The organism is Rhizobium sp. R634, from assembly GCF_002211305.1.
Classification (GTDB): domain Bacteria; phylum Pseudomonadota; class Alphaproteobacteria; order Rhizobiales; family Rhizobiaceae; genus Rhizobium.
In genome coordinates this window covers 16074-33091 of the sequence record NZ_LOKW01000006.1, presented here as the reverse complement: position 1 = coordinate 33091, position 17018 = coordinate 16074, and the positions used below count along the sequence as shown (strand labels likewise).

The window sequence follows — 17018 nt, the reverse complement described above, 5'->3', positions numbered from 1 at the left end:
GGCCAGTGCCTGCGGCATCTCTGGCGATCGACCTCCAGGACTTCGTTAGGGCAGTAGCCCGTCTGGCAGCAGGTCTGAAGGGTGCCTTTCGAGGTCCACCAGGAATTTCTCGGATTATGTAGCAGTACCACCGATGACCAGTTTGGGCCCATTCCGGAAATCGGAGGCTCGATCGCTGTTGCCCGTTCGAGAGACGCACCAGCGGAGGCTTTGGTCAAGAAATGACGCCGCTTGGATTCTGTTTCATCATCTCCGCATAGGCCTCTGCCATCCTCTCGGTCTCTTCGAGATACGGAGTAGCGGTCGCACGAGTGCGAACCAGATCATAAAGCTTAGCAATCGACGGAAATTGCATGCAGACGGATTTGCGGTCGAGGTACGCAACCCAAAAGCTCAAATAGAAATCTGCAAGAGAAAAGCGAGCTCCCAGGACGTAAGGACCCTTTCTTGCCAGTCTGGTGTTCATCACGCTCAATCGACTCAGCACGAGCGACTTTGCCAGATCCTGAATTCCGGCATTGTCTTCGCTTCTTAGGGAGAAGCGGTGGGGAAAATGGAAGCGCTTCGTCTCGGATTGTATGTCGCCCGCGATGTGGAATATCGCGGAGAGAAAATGCCCCCTGTCCGGATCGTTCGATGACGGAGCAAGTTCTGTGAGCTGGTGCCGGTCAGCCAGGTAAAGCATCAGTGCAGCTACCTCATATAGCGCGTCACCGTCTGGGGTGATCAGCACCGGGACCAAACCGGCCGGGTTTATGGCGAGGAATTCCGCCGAACGGTGCTCACCATTCAGAATGTCGATTTTTCTGAGTTCGTACTCAATCTTGCCTTCTTCAAGTACCCATTGAACGAGCGTTGCACGTGTGAAGTCACCGCCAAAAAGAATGTACATCGGGCTCTCCGTCGTTAACTATGCGTCTGCGAATGGTGAGGCGATCCCAAGTGCAGGGCCCACCCAGGGAGATCGTACAGGGATCACACCATATCCGCTTGCGGAGCAGATTGTCTCCTTGGAGACGGTGATGGACCGGATCGGCGAGATCATGCAGCCGATCGCGTCCGGCGCCATCGAACGCTCCCATATCAGGGGAGATCTCTATGACCTCGTGGCAGTGGGCACGACAAGCTGCCAGTCCCACCACCAGATCACGATCTTCAAGAATGGCGGCGGCGCGCATCTCGATCTGATGGTGGCCAGCTACGTCGTCGATGCGGTCAATGTCTAGCCACTGCCCTCGGTACTGACGGTTGCAGGCCGGGATCGTGGCATACCGAATATGCCAGTCCGGGATCGTCGGCGAGCGCTCCCGCAACTGCGGTCGAACGGTATCGACGGTGCGCCTGAAATCGGTCATATCAACTCCCGAGCGGCGGCTATCTAATCTGTGCAATGATATCGGCTATGTCGCGTGCATCGGCGCATTTGACCAACGAGGCACTTCGTGACTTTTGCCTATGACACTCCCTCCCTCGATCTGACGCTCGATCCCGATTTCTTCTCCCTCCTCACCGGAAGCTACGCGCGCCTCGTCCGCCGCCCTCTCGTCGGCGACGGCCAAGGCGCAGACTGGCTTTACAACCATGCCCCATTCGTGGTCCTCGCCCACAACACCGAGCCCGACCCGCGCTTCATCTACGCAAACCGGACCGCGCAAAACTGCTTCGAATATAGCTGGGACGAATTCATCGCGCTGCGTTCGCAGTTTTCAGCCGAGCAGCCTGATCGTGCCGAGCGGCAGCGGCTGCTGGATGCCGTCACGCGCGATGGGTTTGTGGAGAATGGGCGCGGTATCAGGATTGCGAAATCGGGGCGGCGTTTCTGGATCGAGGACGTGACCGTCTGGCAGTTGATCGATGAAAGCGGGCAGCGGTTGGGTCAGGCGGCGATATTCTCTTCATGGCGGGAATGCCTAGTCTTGCAGCCGGCCGCTGGGCCTCAGCCTGATATGGTGCGCACCGGCGATGAAGCTTCGGCGACGCGGTCGGGATGGGCGGCCTGGAAGGCCGGCAGTTCGGCGCATCGGGCGTCGATCGCGACGATGCGCTTGAAATCCGTGAGATCGACGCCCCAGCGGCGGGCGTTGTAGACTTGCGGGATCAGGCAGAGGTCCGCCAGTGTCGGCCGATCGCCATAGCTGAATTCTCCAGCGTATTCGCCGATCATAGCTTCCAGTTTCCCGAGCCCGGCGCCGATGAAGTGCTTCATCCATTCCTCGCGGGCGTCGGCCTTCTCGGTCATGGTCGTCAGATGAGCGGCGACATGCATGTTGCAGATCGGATGGATGTCCATGGCGACGGCATATGCGAGGGCGCGGACTTTCTGGCGATCGGCGATACCTGCCGGCAGCAATCCGGATTCCGGCCGAAGCTCGGCGAGATATTCGATGATTGCCAGCGATTGCGTCAGAACCTGCCCGTCGATCACCAGGGTCGGCACGAGCCCCTGCGGGTTGAGGGCCAGATAGTCCGGCTTCCGGTGCGCTCCCTCCAGCAGATTGACCGGTACGGTCCTATGGTCGATGCCCAGCATGTTGAGAGCGATGCGGACGCGATAGCTCGCCGACGATCGCCAGTAGTCGTAGAGAACGACCTCGCTCATTGCGGCTCAGTTCCTGCATATCGTTCCACGGTCTGCTCGATCGCGCCGAAGATCGAATGGCCGGCGCGATCCTTCATCTCGATGCGGACCTGATCGCCGAACCGCATGAATGGCGTCTTCGGCGAACCGGTTTCGATCGTCTCGATCATGCGTATCTCAGCGATGCAGGAATAGCCGTCACCGCCGTCTTCGACCGGCCTGCCCGCGCCGCCGTCGCGCTTGTTGGACACCGTTCCCGAGCCGATGATCGTTCCGGCCAAGAGGTTGCGGGTCTTGGCGGCATGGGCGATCAGCCGGCCGAAATCGAAGGTCATGTCGATGCCGGCATTCGCCTTGCCGAACGGCTTGCCGTTCAGGCTGACAAGCAGCGGCAGATGCAGCTTGGCGCCATCCCAGGCGTCTCCCAGCTCGTCCGGCGTCACCGCGACGGGAGAAAAGGCCGAGGCAGGCTTGGATTGGAAGAAGCCGAACCCCTTGGCCAGTTCATCCGGTATGAGGCCGCGCAGCGACACGTCGTTGACGAGCATCACCAGACGGATGGCGTCGCGAGCGGCTTGCGGGCCGGAACCCATTGCAACATCGCCGGTGATGACGGCGACCTCGCCTTCCATGTCGATCCCATAGGCCTCGTCGGCAGCAGGGATCGGATCGCGCGGCGCGAGGAAACCGTCCGAACCGCCCTGGTACATCAGCGGATCGGTCCAGAACGTCGCCGGCATCTCGGCACCCCTCGCCTTGCGCACCAGTTCGACATGATTGACGTAGGCCGAACCGTCGGCCCATTGATAGGCGCGTGGCAAAGGCGATGCGGCGTCGTGTTCGTGAAAGCGGATCGTCGGCTGGGCGCCGGTCTCGATGCCTTCGGCAACCTCCGCAAGCCTTGGCGCCACATGCTTCCAGTCATCGAGCGCCGCCTGCAGGGTGCGGGCGATGTGACCGACCTCGGAGCAGCGGGTGAGATCGCGGGAGACGACGACGAGCCGGCCGTCCCTGGTGGAGTCCTTCAGCGTTGCAAGCTTCATATCCGGTCCCCGACCTTCACTTGATACCGGGGGTTCCGTCGAACTTGCGTTCCAGACCGTCCCAGCATTTGAGGTAATCATCCTGCAGCGTTTCAAGCTCGGCTGCGTATTTCGTCAGTTGCTGCGGGTATCGGGTCTCGAACATGAAGGCCATCGTGTTATCCAGCTTCACGGGCTTGAGTTCGGCATTGGATGCCTTTTCGAAGGCGAGCGCGTCCGGCCCGTGGGCAAGCATCATGTTGTGCAGGCTCATGCCGCCGGGCACGAAGCCCTCCTCTTTGGCGTCATACTGCCCATGGATCAGGCCCATGAATTCGCTCATGATGTTGCGGTGGTACCAGGGCGGACGGAACGTGTGATCGGCCACCAGCCAGCGCGGTGGAAAGATCACGAAATCGACATTGGCCGTGCCGGCATCTTCGGTCGGAGCGGTCAGCACCGAGAAGATCGACGGATCGGGATGATCGAAGCTGATCGCGCCGACGGGAGAAAATGTCCTGAGGTCGTATTTGTACGAGGCATAGTTGCCGTGCCAGGCGACCACATCGAGGGGCGAATGGCCGATATCGGTGACATAGAATTTCCCGCACCATTTCACATGCACGCGGCAGGGCTTTTCCTTGTCCTCGAAGGCGGCGACTGGCGTCTTGAAATCGCGCGGGTTGGCCAGGCAGTTGGCACCGATGGGGCCACGGTCCGGCAGCGTGAATTTCGCGCCGTAATTCTCGCATATATAGCCGCGCCAGACGGGCTGCTCGCCGATGCGCAGGATCTTGAACATCATGCCGCGCGGGATCAGGCATATTTCCAGCGGCTCGACATCCATGATGCCCATTTCGGTGAACACCCTGATGGCGCCAAGCTGCGGCACGATCAGCAGTTCGCCGTCGGCGTTGAAGAAGTAGTCGTCGACCATGTCTTCGTTGAAGACATAGGCATGGGCCGACATGCCCACCTGGGTGGTGACATCGCCCGCCGTCGTCATGGTCCTCACGCCTTGAAGGAAAGTCAGCTTCTCCGCGGGCGCGGGCACGGGATTCCAGCGAAGCTGACCCAGGGGAAGCGAATGCTCGTCGAGGCAAGGCGCGGTTTTCCAGTGCGGATAGGAAGCATTCGAGAAGCGGCCCGTGTGGCGCACGCTTGGGCGGATGCGGTAAAGCCAGGACCGTTCATTCGTCCCGCGCGGCGCGGTGAAGGGCGAGCCGGAAAGCTGCTCGGCATAGAGGCCGTAATTGCATTTCTGCGGGCTGTTCTGGCCCTGAGGCAAGGCGCCCGGCAGCGACTCCGTTTCGAAATCGTTGCCGAAACCCGGCATATATTTCGGCCTGTTTGCCGTCGCGGCCTCAGCCTCGGCAGGCTGGATCGATGTCTGGTCCATTGCTCACTCTCCTCCCCGAAAACTGCCAGAATGCCCGCGCGCCTTCTTCGGGCGCGCGAGATCGCCTGGAGTTTACTCCGCTGCAGTGCCGATGACACCACGCTTGATCTGATCGGCCTCGATCGACTCGAAAAGCGCGCGGAAATTGCCTTCGCCGAAGCCCTCGTCGCCCTTGCGCTGGATGAATTCGAAGAAGATCGGGCCGATGACGGTTTTCGAGAAGATCTGGAGCAGGATCTTCGTCATGCCGCCATTCACGACGCCTTCGCCGTCGATGAGGATGCCATGCTTCTTCATGCGGTCGATCGGTTCGCTATGGCCGTTCACGCGCTCATAGGACATGTCGTAGTAGGTCTCCGGCGGACCCGGCATGAAGCGCAGGCCGTTATCGGCAAGCCTGTCGGTCGCCTTATAGATATCCTCCGTTCCAACGGCGATGTGCTGGATGCCCTCGCCCTTGTACTTCTTCAGATATTCCTCGATCTGGCTGGTATCGTCCTTCGATTCATTCAAGGGAATGCGGATCTTGCCGCAGGGCGAGGTGATGGCGCGGCTGACAAGGCCGGTGATGCGCCCATCAATATCGAAGAAATGGATCTGCTTGAAATTGAACAGGTTGCGGTAGAAATCCCACCACTTGTCCATGTTGCCGCGAAAGACATTGTGGGTGAGATGGTCGAGATAATAGAAGCCGATCCCTTCGGGGCGCGGATTGGGCTCGCCGAGCCAATCGAACTCGGCATCGTAAGCCGACCCCTTCGCGCCATAGATCTCGACGAAATAGAGCAGCGAGCCGCCGATACCGACGATGGCAGGGACGTCGAGCACCTTGTCATCCCCTTCATAGACAACCGCGCCATTCGACACCGCATGGTCGAATGCGTGCCTGGCGTCGACCACACGCCATGCCATCGACGGGGCGCAGGGACCGTGTTGTGCGACGAAGCGAGCGCCATGACTGCCGGCTTCGGCGTTCAGAACATAGTTGATGTCACCCTGGCGCCAGACGGTGATGTCTTTCGTCTTATGCCTGGCGACGGCGACGTAGCCCATGCGCGTGAAAAGCTCGCTGAGCTTCTCGGGCTCCGGGTGAGCGAATTCGACGAATTCGAAGCCATCGGTACCCGCCGGATTGTCGGCGGTGATTTCCGAGGGCGGCGCATCATGCGGAAAAGGGCCCATTTTCTCCTCCTTGAGGACTGAACTTTGACTGTGCAAAGTGTGGCCCAAAACGCATGCAAAGTTCTTGCATTCTTTATATCGGGGGAAGATATTATGCACGTTTCGTGAGCATATCGGAGATTTCGTGCAATGGATGAGCAGCTCGACAAATTGGATTTTCGCCTGCTTCAGGAGCTCCAAAAGGACGGGAGGCTGACGAACAACGAGCTGGGTGAACGGATCGCGCTTTCGCCCTCACAATGCTCGCGCCGGCGCACGCGATTGGAGGCTGAAGGTTACATCCGCAGCTATAGCGCTTACCTCGACCGGCAGAAACTGGGCCTGGATATGCTCGTGGTCATCTCCGTGACGCTCGCGACCCACAACCGTGACAATGCTCGCAGGTTCTCCCAGCTGATCAACGGTCTGCCGGAGGTTCTCGAAGCCTATGCGCTGACCGGCGAAATGGATTACCATCTCAAGGTCGCGACCCGCGGGCTCGCCGACCTCTCCAAATTCGTCAACGATGTTTTGCTGCCGCATGAATCCGTGCAGCACGTGAAGACATCGATCGTGCTCGATACGCTGAAGACATTCGAGGGCTTTCCAATCCATATGCCGGGCAGCGCACATGGCGACGCGCGGTAACGCCTGGCCTCGTTTCAAGCGTCAGATCGGCAGTTCGGTCGAGAATTTCAGCTCGCGCAGCACGAAGCTCGAGACGACGGTGCGCACATGCGGGTTGCGCATGAGATAGCGCGTCATGAAGGCTTCATAGCTTTCGACGTCGCGCGCCCGAATCTTCAGCATATAATCGAAGGCGCCCGACAAGGCGTAACATTCCATGATTTCAGGACGATCCAGCACTACCGACGCGAAGGAGGCGACCGCCTCTTCATGGTGATCCTCCAGGGTCACATGCGCGATCACGCAGAGCTTGAGATCGAGTTTACCGGGATCGAGCAGCGTCACCCGCTTGCGGATGACGCCGTCTGCTTCCAGTTCCTGGATCTTCCGCCAGGCCGAGCTCTGCGACATGCCGGCCTTTTCCGCCAGGTCCGCCAAGGAGAGGCTGCCGTCGGCCTGGATGAGCTGCAGAAGCTTGCGGCGAAAATTCCCAGTTTCTTTCATTTCTTGACCTATCTTCGGGAATATTTCCCAGCACTATGGCAATAGCCAGCACGAAAGAAAAGAAAATCCTCCAAAGCCGGATCATAATGGCAGCAATAGCGCCGTGCCTGGGAGGATCAGCCTATGACCAAGGAAAGCAGCTACACCGCCAAACTGCCCGCACCGGACGGTCTCTATGACTACACGCTCGAAGAGGATGCGATCTGGGGCGAACTCTACCGGCGCCAGATGAAAATCCTCGCCAACACGGCCTGCCGCGAATATCTGGATGGCGTGAAAATGCTGGGCCTCAGCCCGGACAAGGTTCCCCAGCTTCTCGACGTGAACAGGCGCCTGAATGACACCACCGGCTTCGGCGTTGAAGGCGTGCCGGCGCTCATACCGCCCTCGCGCTTTTATGAGCTTCTGTCGCAAGGCAAGTTCCCGCTCGCCACATTCCTGCGCCGTCGCGAGCATATCGACTATATCGAGGAGCCGGATCTGTTCCACGAGGTCTTCGGCCATTGCCCGATGCTGACCAACCAGAGCTACGCCAATTTCGTCCGACATTTCGGCGAAACCGCCCTGCGCCTCGGCAAGGGCTATTCATGGCATCTGTTCCGCATCTTCTGGTTCACCGTGGAATTCGGCCTGATCAATACGCCTCAGGGCCGCCGCTGCTTCGGCGCCGGCATCGTCTCGTCGCCCAGCGAAGCAAAAGCGGCGATGGAAGGCACGGCATGCGAATTCCGGCCTTTCGATCTCATGAGCGTGCTGAGAACACCCTATCGGATCGATATTCTACAGCCGATCTACTACGTCATCGACAGCTTCGCCGATCTGGAAGAGATCGTGGAGCAGGATATCGAAGGCATGATCCTCAAGGCAAAATCGCTCGGTGACTTCGCCCCAGCTTTCGAAGCCAAAGCTTCGTGAACCACTGACGATAGGCGGCGAGAAAGGCCGGCAACCGCATATGGATGCCGGCCTCAAAGCGTGAGCGCAGGCGCGTACGCCATCCGGCGCTACTCCTCCGGCAGGATAATCTTCTGATTGGTCGTGTTCTTGACCGGTTTTTCGCCGGGGACGTGGGACATGGTTCGGGTCGTGCTCTGCAGCGTGTCGCCGTCCACACTGGTCTTGGTTCGTGATTTGCTGAACGTGCCCTGATCGACCGCCTGCGCTTTCGTCTGCGCCTTCAGCTTGTCGCCGCCATCGTTGATATGGGTCTGGCTCTTGGCCTTCCCATCGACAGTCGCAGCACTTCCGCCGGATCCGATCGATGAGGTCGTTCCGCCATCCGTCCGGCATGTTCCGGCCGTACCTACCGAACTTGCCGAAGTGCCGCCGGCAGCGGCCGTTCCGCCGGTGCCGACTGTTCCGGCGGCATTGCATTCCTGCGCAGACACTGAGGCCGTGGAGGCCAGCAGTGCTATCGAGATGGCTCCGATCATATTCGAAAGTTTCATGGCGATCTCCTATTTGTTCGGTTTCATCACCGAGCAGGTTCCGTCGGAACGCTTGGTAATGATCGTGCCATCAGGGCGGGTGACGCTGGCCGTCGAGAAACTGTCGACGCTTCCAGATCCCGCCGAAGCGCCGGCCGAGGATGTCGATGAGGAACCGGAGCTCGTCGCTGCGCCACCTGTCGTCGTCGATGACGAGACGTGACCATTGCCTGCTGTCACCGTCGTGGAAGTACCGCCGCTTGCGGAAGCCTCGCCCTGGACCACCGTGCAGCTGGTGCCGTCATCGAGTTTTATCTCTTCGGACATCGCCTGCCCGGCGGCCAGGATAGTGGCGGCGGCCCATGCGGCTTTAGAAAAACGTGTCATTGTTCATCTCCTGGGTTGGCCGACGCCTGTCGAGGCGCCGGCCGGGACGTTCAGCAGGACTTGTTGTCTGCGCCGTCCTTCTTGAGCTGACCGGGGGCACAGCCCTTCTTGCCCTTGCTGTCGGACGAGCCGGCCGAGCTGGCGCCGGTGCCGACCGTGCTGCCGGTCTTGTCTCCGTCCGCAGACGAAGCACCTGTCCCGACGCTGGAGGCCGAATTGGCATCACCGGAGCCGGCTGCGGAGCCGCCCGTGCCAACCGAGCTGCTGGAGGTGCCGCCGCCCGCCGACGAGCCGCCCGTTCCAAGGGTCGAAGCCGAGCCAGAGCCAGAGCCGGCCGCGGAGCCGCCGGTGCCGACAGTGCTGCTCGAAGTACCGCCGCCGGCCGATGAGCCACCTGTGCCGACCGTAGAGGAGGAGCCGGACGGGCAATTGGTGGATCCTGCCGCGCAGTCGCCGCCGGCGGAGCTGCCACCAGTACCGATCGTGCTGCTCGCAGTTCCGCCGCCCGCCGTCGATCCGCCGGTGCCGACAGTGCTCGACGACTGTGCGAATCCCGACACCGCCGTACCTGCCAGAAGTGCTGCTGCAAGTGCTACATGCGTTACCTTCATCATCGTGTATTCCTCCGTTTGTCATGAGTGCCGTCGCATCCGTTCTGGATGGATAGCTCTTTGGCAAACTACGGTTTTTGCTGACTGTTCCTCTGATAGGCATTCAGTCGGAGGAGCATCGGACTTAGGTCCAGCGTGTCACATCTGTGGGCAAAGTATGCCCGTTTGACGCACCGCCACGGGCTGCGCCAAGTAGGAGATTCCTGCTCGTTTGCTGGGGTCGTCTCGGTCAGATCGATGGAGCACGCGCCTTCGCTCCTTTGGAGAATTGGGCCACGTCGCTCGCCGTTAGAGGGAATCCGCGGAGATTGCATGCCGGGGCAACCGGAAGTGCGCGGCGTCTCCTCTCAATGAACGGTCTTCGGCACCTTCCTCGCACGGGAAATGCCCTGGAGCGTCGCCATCAGTTTTTCAAACTCGTTCAGGACACGATTGAACTCGGCATCCTGCATTCCGGCAATTTCGGAGATCGTCGAGGAAACGGACGAGATCAGCGTGTCGATCCAGACGCAGTGGTCGGCTGGCACGTTTCCGAGAACCTCCTTCCGATGCGTTTTCAGCTCGTGAAGGATGCGCACGATCAGGGCACCTCGCTCCGCCCTGCTCAAAAATCTGAGCCTTGTCTGCGCCTGCTGGATTTCTGTTAACAGCGTCGTTGCCATTCCGATCTCCCGACCTGGAACACAACCGGTAACACAACCGCAGCGTTTGGAACATGGACCTTAGTCTGACCGTGCGGATCCGTCCGTTATGGTACGTCGACCGCCACCGTCACCTATGATCAGTTCCTGGCGGCGACGATCTCGGCCACGGCATCCGGAGCCTCGCAGACGCGTCTCGGCCCATCCCATGGCTGATAGGTGTTGTCTTCCGGCCGATAAGATCTGTACCGGGCGGCACACCAGGCTGCAGCCTGCGGGTTTAAATTCCCACCCATGTGTACATCGGCCGCAGCGACAGTCTGCTGGAACGGCGAGGAACATTCGCGCACCTCGCCGCTGTAGGCTCGGTAACTGTTGGTCTCGGGATCGAAGGACCGATAGCGCTCCCTGCACCAGGAAAGGTGCTGGACCGAGAGCTTCGGCTGCGATGTCTGAGGTTCAACTAGAGAATGCACGGGCTCTGGCGCCGCTCGCGACGCCACGACGGCCGGGGCCTCCGTGACATAACTGGAATAGAGGGGGGCAATACGTTCGTAACCCTGCTGCCGAGGGTCGACTTTCATTGGCTTCGTCGTCCACAAGTCGGGCGAGGCCAGATCTTTGAAGGTGTGAGGTCTGGTATCGGCCACGACATGCGATGCGATGGATGCGGCAGCTATGCAGGCTCCGACCGAACTGACGATGCCGAAGGCGACGGATGCGATGGCGTTCATTTTCCCGGCCCTTGCTGTTGAACCTGGGGGACCCAAACCCGGCCGGCCGTGCTGCTTTGACCTCCGGTGGCGACGAGTGCTGCGAGAATGCCGGCGATCGCCAGCAGGATGGCGATCAGCGGCATGGCCAGCCCGGTGGATTTTTCTTCGGAATAGATCATGCTTCCTCTCCTCGGTCCCGGCGGCGGAGATAGCCGCCGGGGCGCCGGCTGTTATGCCGAGATGATGTAGACGATCGTGAATGCAGAGGGATCGACGATGACGATCCGGCCATCCGCGAGGATGAAGAAGCGGTAGGCCTTGTACTGCGGTACGATCTCCACGATCCGCGGCGGCAACGGCTCGAGCCTGATCGTCTTCGGGATGCTCGTGCCGACAGAGACCGTGAAGTCTACTTCCCGAACCGGCTCGACCTGAACTTCCTTCACCACCTGACGGATTTCCGTCTGCTGCTCGACCGAAATGTTCACATTGGTGGTGTTGCCGGTTTCAGTCTTCGTGTTGCTGTCGACCGACGTGTTGCTGTTCTCGACATTCGTCTTGCTGTTCGTCTGGGTCTCGGTCGAGCCGCTGGAAGACTTGGTGTCCCCGGACTTCTGAGCGTCGCCGGACTTCTGGGTCTCGCCGGAACCGGTCGATGTGCCGGTGTCCTGGCTGCCGGCAGGCTTCTGGCCTTCCGTCGAGGACTGTCCCGACTCAGGCGTCTTCGAACTTCCGCCTGATGCATCGGTGCCGGTGTTACCGGAGTCGGTTTCGGTGGCAGTTCCGGACTGCTTCTTGGCATCCGGTTGGGTCCCGGTCTGGCCTGCAGAACTGTCCGAAGAGGTTCCAGTCGAAGTGTTCGGCGCGCTCGCGCCTGAGTCGGAAGGCTGTTGCGCTCCCTCGCCGCTCGATGTGGCTGCGCCGCCCGAGGAGGAAGCATCGCCGGCGTCGGGCTGCTTGGTCGCACCATCGCTGGACTGGCCGCTTTGTGCGGCGCCTTTTTTTGGAAGGATCGGCGCATCCTGAGCCGAGGCGGACATGATACCGATTGGCGAGACGCCGATCGACAATGCCGCCATGAGGACGGCGAGTGTCTTGATCTTCATAACAATCTCTCTGTTTTGGCCGCACGACGACTTCACCGTCATCGTGCGGCGGTTCTCAGGTTCTAACGGTGAGTTCCGGAGGGAGGACGCGGCAGGCCGCGTCGGGGATCAGGTCATTTGATAACCTGGATCACCTTGCGAGACGACGGTTCGACGATGACACGTTCATCATTGACCACCGCGTAAGCATAGGTCGGGTCATCCGGAATAGGCGTAACGACGACTGTTTCCGGCAGGGGCTGGCCGACCACGATCTTTTCCTTCACGACTACGCGGGCCGAAGGTGCCGGAGCCTCGCGGACATAGGTGACCACCTTTTCCGGCGGCGGATCGATCGCCGTACCAACGACCGCACCGGCAACACCGCCGACGGCAGCGCCGACAGGCCCACCGACGATCGCACCGGTGACCGCACCGCCGGCCGCGCCATTCACCGTCGAAGACTGGGCGAACGCCACGCCCGACATGAGGGTCGCGGCTGTTGCCGCACCGATGAGTAGCTTGGAGATCATATTTTCCTCCTTTTGTTTCGTTTGCGATCTTCGTAATCGCTGCCAACCCAACTAGTTAGAGCTGGCGTCGTTCCATGACTCAGACCTCAGTCTGATGTGCACCGGCCATAGGGCCTAATTCCATTTCAATAAGCGCGCCGGACGCTATCTCAGGATTCAGAGGCCCAGCCTCGCAATCCAGGAGGAGCCTGAAGAAAGATGTCACGATCCAATCGTCGGGAGGCTGGACGCAGACGGCTGGCGATGCGCCTACCAAAGATACGGAAACTGATCATGGAGGCGCGCGACCCATGGCAACTCGAGCTCTTTGAAGCCTACCAGATTGCGGTCGAAGCGCGCGAAGCCCTACGCGGACAATCGTCGCATGCGCACCAGGTCAGGGAGTATGATGAAACTTGCAGCGAAATCGAGCAGGACCTCATCCGCACGATGAGTGAGCCGTCTCGCGGGCAGATCTCCAGCGGATAGACCGCGCTTCCAAGCTGTCATCTCCCGGCGGATAAAAGCTTTTCCTCGCCCCATCTGGTCAGCATGGCAACGGGCTCGCCCGGTCTCCCGAAGAGATAGCCCTGCCCCATCCTGCATCCGAGCCGACGCAGCGCTTCTGCCTCCGGCTCGCTTTCGACGCCTTCGGCGATAACCTGCAGGTTCAGGCCGTGCGCCAGGGAAATGATCGCCCGCACGATCTCGAAGGCGCCCGTATTGCCGCTCATCCGCCTCACGAAGGACTGATCGATCTTGAGCTTGTCGAGGGGAAGATCGGCCAGATAGCTCATCGAGGAGTAGCCTGTGCCGAAGTCGTCCAAGGCAATGACGACCCCTCGCTCGCGGAGGGCGCGCATTTTTGCGATCGCAGGCCCGCCTTGGTCGATAAAGGCGGATTCCGTCAGTTCGATGCACAATCGCGAAGGAGGAAGCCCGCTCGAGGAGAGCGCGGCGCTCACGTCGGCCTCCAGGTCGGAGCGCTCGAATTGAAGCGCCGAGACATTGACGGAGACGCTGAGTCCGTCAGGCCAGACCGCCGCCTCAGTGCAGGCTTCGATCAGCGTCCAGCGGCCGATATCGCAAATGAGGCCGGAGGATTCGGCGATCGGTATGAACTCCGCCGGAGATATCAATCCGAACTCCGGATGGTTCCACCGGATCAAGGCTTCCGCGCCGATAAGACGGCCATCGGCAAGTTCGACCTGCGGCTGGAACAGCAGAAAGAACTGGCGGCTGCGGAGAGCCTCATGCATCTCCCGCTCCAGCCGGCGAGAGCGTGCCTGGCGAACGGCGGTAGAGGGATCGAAGGATGACCATCGCCGGCCAGGCGTCGCCTTGGCAGCATCCAGCGCCGATTGCGCGGCGCCCGGAAGAGCGCCCGGAGCAGCATCCCCCGAGCGCGCTATGCCAAGGTGGACGGAGATCGGCACAGCAACGTCTCTGATCAGGACAGGTTCTCCGAACAGCTGCAAAAGAGCATCCGCAAAGTCTTCGATCGGATGTGCGCCGGTTGCGGGGATGGCAATGCCAAAATGATCGCCATCTAGCCGCGCCAGCAGATCGCCGGCGAAGGCATTTTCCAATCTCGCCGCTACGGCCTCGATAAGCTCGTCCCCGGCATCGCGCCCAAGCGTGGCGCACAGCGAGGAGAAACGCTCGATATCCAGCACGCAGACGAGGATCTCGCCCTGAAGAGCGCCCAGCCGGGCGGCGAATTCCCGACGATTGAGCAGTCCGGTGAGTTCGTCCAGCTCGGACAATCTCTGCAACCGCTCTTCATAGTCATGCCGTGCGGTGACATCCCTTATGATCAGCCAACCGGCAAACCGCGAGCGCGCCGCCGCCCGATGCGCAATCGGCTGTTCGAGCGGCGAGACCGTGATCGAGGCTTCGTAGTGAGCGGGCTCCGAGCTTCTGCTGCTGGAGAACTCCACGCGGGCCATATGCACCTTGTCCGGCTCGGCATCGTGTTCGGAAACCAGTCTGCGCACAGCGTCGGTGATGGCGGCGCCAGCGTCACCGAGAAGAGACATGCCGACATCGGCTTGCAGCAGCGCCTTGGCGGATTGGCTCGCCTCGACGATCCTCAGATCACCGTCGAAGGCGACGACGCCGTCCGAACTGTCGGCGACAATCCGTTTCATGAGACGCCTTGTATTGCGCGTCTCGGTATTGGCCATGGCCACCAGCATCCGGCCAAGGTCGATACGCTCGTTGAGGGCAAGCATCCAGGCGAGCAACAGCATCGACCACGGAACCGCGGTTCCGATAAGGAGGCCGTATCGCCATTGCAGCTGGAATGCGGCGACCTCGCCGGTCACGGCGATGGCCAGTCCGGCCGCCACGAGCGTGATCATTCCGGCCGAACGGCTGCAGATCACGCCGAGAATGAGCAGGGCTGCAAACAGAAGCTCCAGCGGCGCCTGATCAAATGTCCTGAGAAAGCGGTTCTGAAGCAGCGTTTCGGCAGCGAGCACGTGAATGAGCGGACCGGCAATCGCTCCATGCACGGGCACGGCGAAAATGTCCTTCAGCTCAGCCGCAGATGCTCCCACCACGACAGAGCGGTCCTTGATCGCATCGGCCGGGACGGTTCCATCAAGCACGCCGGACAGGGAGAAGGTCGGAACGGTGTCGGGCCTGATCGAATGATCGATCAGCAAGGAACCGGCGCTGTCGTCGATCCTGCCGAGCGCGGCAGCCGCGGACTGGATGGGATTGCCATCAAACTGACCTCCCAGATCGAAGCGGCGAATGAACCCGTCCGCATCCATCGCGACATTGGCAAATACCGGCCAGGCATTCTGCAGGAACTTCGGAATCGGCTTTGTCACCGCCGTCTCAGACGATGACGCCGCCTCCTGCTGCCGGAACACCGGCAAGAGAACGCCGCCTCCCGACCTTTCCAGCGCCGCGGCGAGGAGATCGTCCTCCTGCTTGCTGGAAGATGCACTGAAATCGATGTCGAGGAAGATATCCCGAGCGCCCGACGCGATCAGCTTGTCGAGCAGTGTCGCATAGGTGCTGCGCGTCCAAGGCCACGTTCCGACGGCGTCGAGGGAACGTTTGTCGATGGCAATAAAGACGATGTTGCCGGTGGCTTGGCGGGGCGCCCATTCGAACCGCTTGGCAAATAGGCTGTTGTTCACCCCCCGGAGGATATCCGCCCCGGCCAGCGGCAGCGCCAGCATTGCGGCGATAAGCAGAATACGAAGCGTGACGGTGCTGATGCTACCGGAGAGATAATCTCCAGCCGCCTTAGCGATGGCTTTCACTTGTCCTTGCCTTTGCCGCTTCCGCCTGAATTGTCCTTACCCTTGCCGCCGCTATTGTTGTCGCCCTTCCCGCTGTTGCCGTGGCCGCTGGAACTGCCGCCGCTATCATTATCGCCCTTCCCACCGTTACCGTGACCGCTGGAACTGCTGTTACTTTTGCCGCCGCTATTGCTGTCGCCCTTCCCGCTGTTACCATTACCGTTGCTGCCGCTGTTGCCGTTTCCACCAGTGCCATTGCTGCTGCTTCCACTCCCCTTGCCGTTTCCGCCCACGCCGGCCTTGCTGGAGTTGGTGTTCTTGGCTGCTGCCGAAGGCGTATTCTTGGCTGCGGATGCTTCGACTGCGCCGGCAAGCTTGGTGGTGGCGACGGCCGGAACCTTGGCGACCGATGGAGCAACCGTGGTGATTTTCGGTTTGGACAGCTCGCCCTTCACCGTCATGCCCGCCTTGCTGTCGACGGTCGCGCTCTGGCGCGGCCCGACATTCGACAACTGGCCGCTCGCGAATGAAGTGACCTGGACGAGGCCGCGATCCACGGAGACGGACGCCTTCGTCTTGCCGACGGTTACGTGGAAGACGGTTCCTTTTACGACGGCCGCGAGGTAGGGCGTCTGGACCGTTGTATGAGGCTGGCTGCGCTTCTCGATTTCAAGATCCATAGATCCGACCTGCTGGACGACCTCGGTCTTCCTCGACATGACCCCGCTGGTGGTTATCGAGGCGAGCGTATTCGGCTGGAATGTGATGCTCTCGACGCCCCTGGCAAGCTGAAGGCGCCCGCGCGGACCAGTCGACACCCATGCCCGGTTCGGGACCACCTCGCCGACGTGTAGATCCAGCCAGTTCGCCCTATCGACGGTATATTTTGCTTGAGTAGTCGCCTTGACCACCCGCCAGTCATCGGCAGCCGCGAATGCTGCTGTCGTCAGCAAGATCGACGCCGCGAACAAAAGTCGGAATATTATCGACATGAAATGATCACCCCAGATTTCGCCTGAGTGAACCATGTTCGAATTAAGAATGATTATAAGAAAGAGCGTGGATTTTCGGTATCGCTGATTGGTACG

20 protein-coding genes and 1 pseudogene are annotated in these 17018 nt (G+C 60.6%); 5 read left to right on the top strand and 16 right to left on the bottom strand.

Annotated elements, in window-relative coordinates; all coding sequences use genetic code 11:
* Window positions 1–214: 214 nt before the first annotated feature.
* Entirely contained in the window at window positions 215–892 is a 678-nt protein-coding gene (locus ATY77_RS09630; RefSeq protein ID WP_088687139.1) for a glutathione S-transferase family protein, read from the bottom strand.
* 130 nt (window positions 893–1022) lie between these two features.
* Here ATY77_RS09630 and ATY77_RS09625 point away from each other — a divergent pair, with 130 nt between their 5' ends.
* Window positions 1023–1226, top strand: coding sequence for a hypothetical protein (locus ATY77_RS09625; RefSeq protein ID WP_245314315.1), 204 nt, complete (start codon window positions 1023–1025; stop codon window positions 1224–1226).
* A gap of 216 nt (window positions 1227–1442) precedes the next feature.
* Window positions 1443–1907: pseudogene (locus ATY77_RS33145) on the top strand (MEKHLA domain-containing protein); the annotation flags it as partial.
* A 29-nt stretch (window positions 1908–1936) separates the two neighbouring features.
* On the opposite strand, the gene maiA reads toward ATY77_RS33145, so the two are convergent.
* The 4 genes from maiA to hppD all read right to left on the bottom strand — a co-directional run bounded on the left by maiA (window position 1937) and on the right by hppD (window position 6181).
* Window positions 1937–2599, bottom strand: a complete 663-nt coding sequence (gene maiA, locus ATY77_RS09615) for a maleylacetoacetate isomerase (protein ID WP_088687137.1) — start codon at window positions 2597–2599, stop codon at window positions 1937–1939.
* Window positions 2596–3621: a fumarylacetoacetate hydrolase family protein gene (locus tag ATY77_RS09610; protein ID WP_088687136.1), complete on the bottom strand. Its 1026-nt coding sequence runs from the start codon at window positions 3619–3621 to the stop codon at window positions 2596–2598. Before ATY77_RS09610 ends, maiA begins: the two co-directional genes overlap by 4 nt.
* Before the next feature lie 16 nt (window positions 3622–3637).
* Window positions 3638–4999 carry a homogentisate 1,2-dioxygenase gene (gene hmgA / locus ATY77_RS09605; protein WP_088687135.1) on the bottom strand — a complete coding sequence of 454 codons (1362 nt, stop codon included), beginning with the start codon at window positions 4997–4999 and terminating at the stop codon, window positions 3638–3640.
* 72 nt (window positions 5000–5071) lie between these two features.
* Complete coding sequence (gene hppD, locus ATY77_RS09600) at window positions 5072–6181, bottom strand: 4-hydroxyphenylpyruvate dioxygenase (RefSeq protein ID WP_088687134.1); 1110 nt, start codon at window positions 6179–6181, stop codon at window positions 5072–5074.
* 129 nt (window positions 6182–6310) lie between these two features.
* Between hppD and ATY77_RS09595 the strand changes: the two genes are divergently transcribed.
* The gene (locus tag ATY77_RS09595; RefSeq protein WP_088687133.1) at window positions 6311–6808 is read left to right on the top strand and encodes an Lrp/AsnC family transcriptional regulator; all 498 of its coding nucleotides are present in this window, start codon (window positions 6311–6313) and stop codon (window positions 6806–6808) included.
* Between the two features lie 21 nt (window positions 6809–6829).
* Here ATY77_RS09595 and ATY77_RS09590 read toward each other — a convergent pair whose 3' ends face one another.
* A complete protein-coding gene (locus ATY77_RS09590; protein WP_088675331.1) occupies window positions 6830–7291 on the bottom strand; it encodes an Lrp/AsnC family transcriptional regulator in 462 nt (153 codons plus the stop codon).
* Window positions 7292–7414: 123 nt separating this feature from the next.
* Here ATY77_RS09590 and ATY77_RS09585 point away from each other — a divergent pair, with 123 nt between their 5' ends.
* A complete protein-coding gene (locus ATY77_RS09585; protein WP_088687132.1) occupies window positions 7415–8206 on the top strand; it encodes a phenylalanine 4-monooxygenase in 792 nt (263 codons plus the stop codon).
* 89 nt (window positions 8207–8295) lie between these two features.
* On the opposite strand, the gene ATY77_RS09580 is transcribed toward ATY77_RS09585, so the two are convergent.
* The 8 genes from ATY77_RS09580 to ATY77_RS09550 form a co-directional block, all read right to left on the bottom strand.
* Window positions 8296–8739 (bottom strand): hypothetical protein, encoded by a 444-nt coding sequence (locus ATY77_RS09580; protein ID WP_088687131.1) that lies wholly within the window; start codon window positions 8737–8739, stop codon window positions 8296–8298.
* 9 nt (window positions 8740–8748) lie between these two features.
* The gene (locus tag ATY77_RS33140; protein ID WP_088675215.1) at window positions 8749–9105 is read right to left on the bottom strand and encodes a hypothetical protein; all 357 of its coding nucleotides are present in this window, start codon (window positions 9103–9105) and stop codon (window positions 8749–8751) included.
* A gap of 50 nt (window positions 9106–9155) precedes the next feature.
* Window positions 9156–9719, bottom strand: a complete 564-nt coding sequence (locus tag ATY77_RS09570) for a hypothetical protein (protein ID WP_088687130.1) — start codon at window positions 9717–9719, stop codon at window positions 9156–9158.
* A gap of 344 nt (window positions 9720–10063) precedes the next feature.
* Window positions 10064–10378 (bottom strand): hypothetical protein, encoded by a 315-nt coding sequence (locus tag ATY77_RS09565; protein ID WP_088675213.1) that lies wholly within the window; start codon window positions 10376–10378, stop codon window positions 10064–10066.
* 119 nt (window positions 10379–10497) lie between these two features.
* Window positions 10498–11091, bottom strand: a complete 594-nt coding sequence (locus tag ATY77_RS09560) for a BA14K family protein (RefSeq protein WP_088687129.1) — start codon at window positions 11089–11091, stop codon at window positions 10498–10500.
* The gene (locus ATY77_RS32805) at window positions 11088–11252 is read right to left on the bottom strand and encodes a hypothetical protein (protein WP_190237611.1); all 165 of its coding nucleotides are present in this window, start codon (window positions 11250–11252) and stop codon (window positions 11088–11090) included. Before ATY77_RS32805 ends, ATY77_RS09560 begins: the two co-directional genes overlap by 4 nt.
* Before the next feature lie 51 nt (window positions 11253–11303).
* The gene (locus tag ATY77_RS09555; protein ID WP_088687128.1) at window positions 11304–12179 is read right to left on the bottom strand and encodes a DUF1236 domain-containing protein; all 876 of its coding nucleotides are present in this window, start codon (window positions 12177–12179) and stop codon (window positions 11304–11306) included.
* 113 nt (window positions 12180–12292) lie between these two features.
* On the bottom strand, window positions 12293–12691 hold the full coding sequence (locus ATY77_RS09550; protein WP_088675210.1) for a DUF1236 domain-containing protein: 399 nt from the start codon (window positions 12689–12691) through the stop codon (window positions 12293–12295).
* A gap of 198 nt (window positions 12692–12889) precedes the next feature.
* On the opposite strand from ATY77_RS09550, the gene ATY77_RS09545 reads away from it, so the two are divergent.
* Complete coding sequence (locus ATY77_RS09545; protein WP_088687127.1) at window positions 12890–13159, top strand: hypothetical protein; 270 nt, start codon at window positions 12890–12892, stop codon at window positions 13157–13159.
* A gap of 17 nt (window positions 13160–13176) precedes the next feature.
* Here ATY77_RS09545 and ATY77_RS09540 read toward each other — a convergent pair whose 3' ends face one another.
* Window positions 13177–15951: an EAL domain-containing protein gene (locus ATY77_RS09540; RefSeq protein WP_088687126.1), complete on the bottom strand. Its 2775-nt coding sequence runs from the start codon at window positions 15949–15951 to the stop codon at window positions 13177–13179.
* A complete protein-coding gene (locus ATY77_RS09535) occupies window positions 15948–16922 on the bottom strand; it encodes a FecR domain-containing protein (RefSeq protein ID WP_088687125.1) in 975 nt (324 codons plus the stop codon). Before ATY77_RS09535 ends, ATY77_RS09540 begins: the two co-directional genes overlap by 4 nt.
* Window positions 16923–17018 lie beyond the last annotated feature (96 nt).

Coding starts and splice junctions, on each gene's coding strand:
- ATY77_RS09630 (WP_088687139.1), bottom strand. CDS start 892: ATGTACATTCTTTTTGGCGGTGACTTCACACGTGCAACGCTCGTTCAA.
- ATY77_RS09625 (WP_245314315.1), top strand. CDS start 1,023: ATGGACCGGATCGGCGAGATCATGCAGCCGATCGCGTCCGGCGCCATC.
- maiA (WP_088687137.1), bottom strand. CDS start 2,599: ATGAGCGAGGTCGTTCTCTACGACTACTGGCGATCGTCGGCGAGCTAT.
- ATY77_RS09610 (WP_088687136.1), bottom strand. CDS start 3,621: ATGAAGCTTGCAACGCTGAAGGACTCCACCAGGGACGGCCGGCTCGTC.
- hmgA (WP_088687135.1), bottom strand. CDS start 4,999: ATGGACCAGACATCGATCCAGCCTGCCGAGGCTGAGGCCGCGACGGCA.
- hppD (WP_088687134.1), bottom strand. CDS start 6,181: ATGGGCCCTTTTCCGCATGATGCGCCGCCCTCGGAAATCACCGCCGAC.
- ATY77_RS09595 (WP_088687133.1), top strand. CDS start 6,311: ATGGATGAGCAGCTCGACAAATTGGATTTTCGCCTGCTTCAGGAGCTC.
- ATY77_RS09590 (WP_088675331.1), bottom strand. CDS start 7,291: ATGAAAGAAACTGGGAATTTTCGCCGCAAGCTTCTGCAGCTCATCCAG.
- ATY77_RS09585 (WP_088687132.1), top strand. CDS start 7,415: ATGACCAAGGAAAGCAGCTACACCGCCAAACTGCCCGCACCGGACGGT.
- ATY77_RS09580 (WP_088687131.1), bottom strand. CDS start 8,739: ATGAAACTTTCGAATATGATCGGAGCCATCTCGATAGCACTGCTGGCC.
- ATY77_RS33140 (WP_088675215.1), bottom strand. CDS start 9,105: ATGACACGTTTTTCTAAAGCCGCATGGGCCGCCGCCACTATCCTGGCC.
- ATY77_RS09570 (WP_088687130.1), bottom strand. CDS start 9,719: ATGATGAAGGTAACGCATGTAGCACTTGCAGCAGCACTTCTGGCAGGT.
- ATY77_RS09565 (WP_088675213.1), bottom strand. CDS start 10,378: ATGGCAACGACGCTGTTAACAGAAATCCAGCAGGCGCAGACAAGGCTC.
- ATY77_RS09560 (WP_088687129.1), bottom strand. CDS start 11,091: ATGAACGCCATCGCATCCGTCGCCTTCGGCATCGTCAGTTCGGTCGGA.
- ATY77_RS32805 (WP_190237611.1), bottom strand. CDS start 11,252: ATGATCTATTCCGAAGAAAAATCCACCGGGCTGGCCATGCCGCTGATC.
- ATY77_RS09555 (WP_088687128.1), bottom strand. CDS start 12,179: ATGAAGATCAAGACACTCGCCGTCCTCATGGCGGCATTGTCGATCGGC.
- ATY77_RS09550 (WP_088675210.1), bottom strand. CDS start 12,691: ATGATCTCCAAGCTACTCATCGGTGCGGCAACAGCCGCGACCCTCATG.
- ATY77_RS09545 (WP_088687127.1), top strand. CDS start 12,890: ATGTCACGATCCAATCGTCGGGAGGCTGGACGCAGACGGCTGGCGATG.
- ATY77_RS09535 (WP_088687125.1), bottom strand. CDS start 16,922: ATGTCGATAATATTCCGACTTTTGTTCGCGGCGTCGATCTTGCTGACG.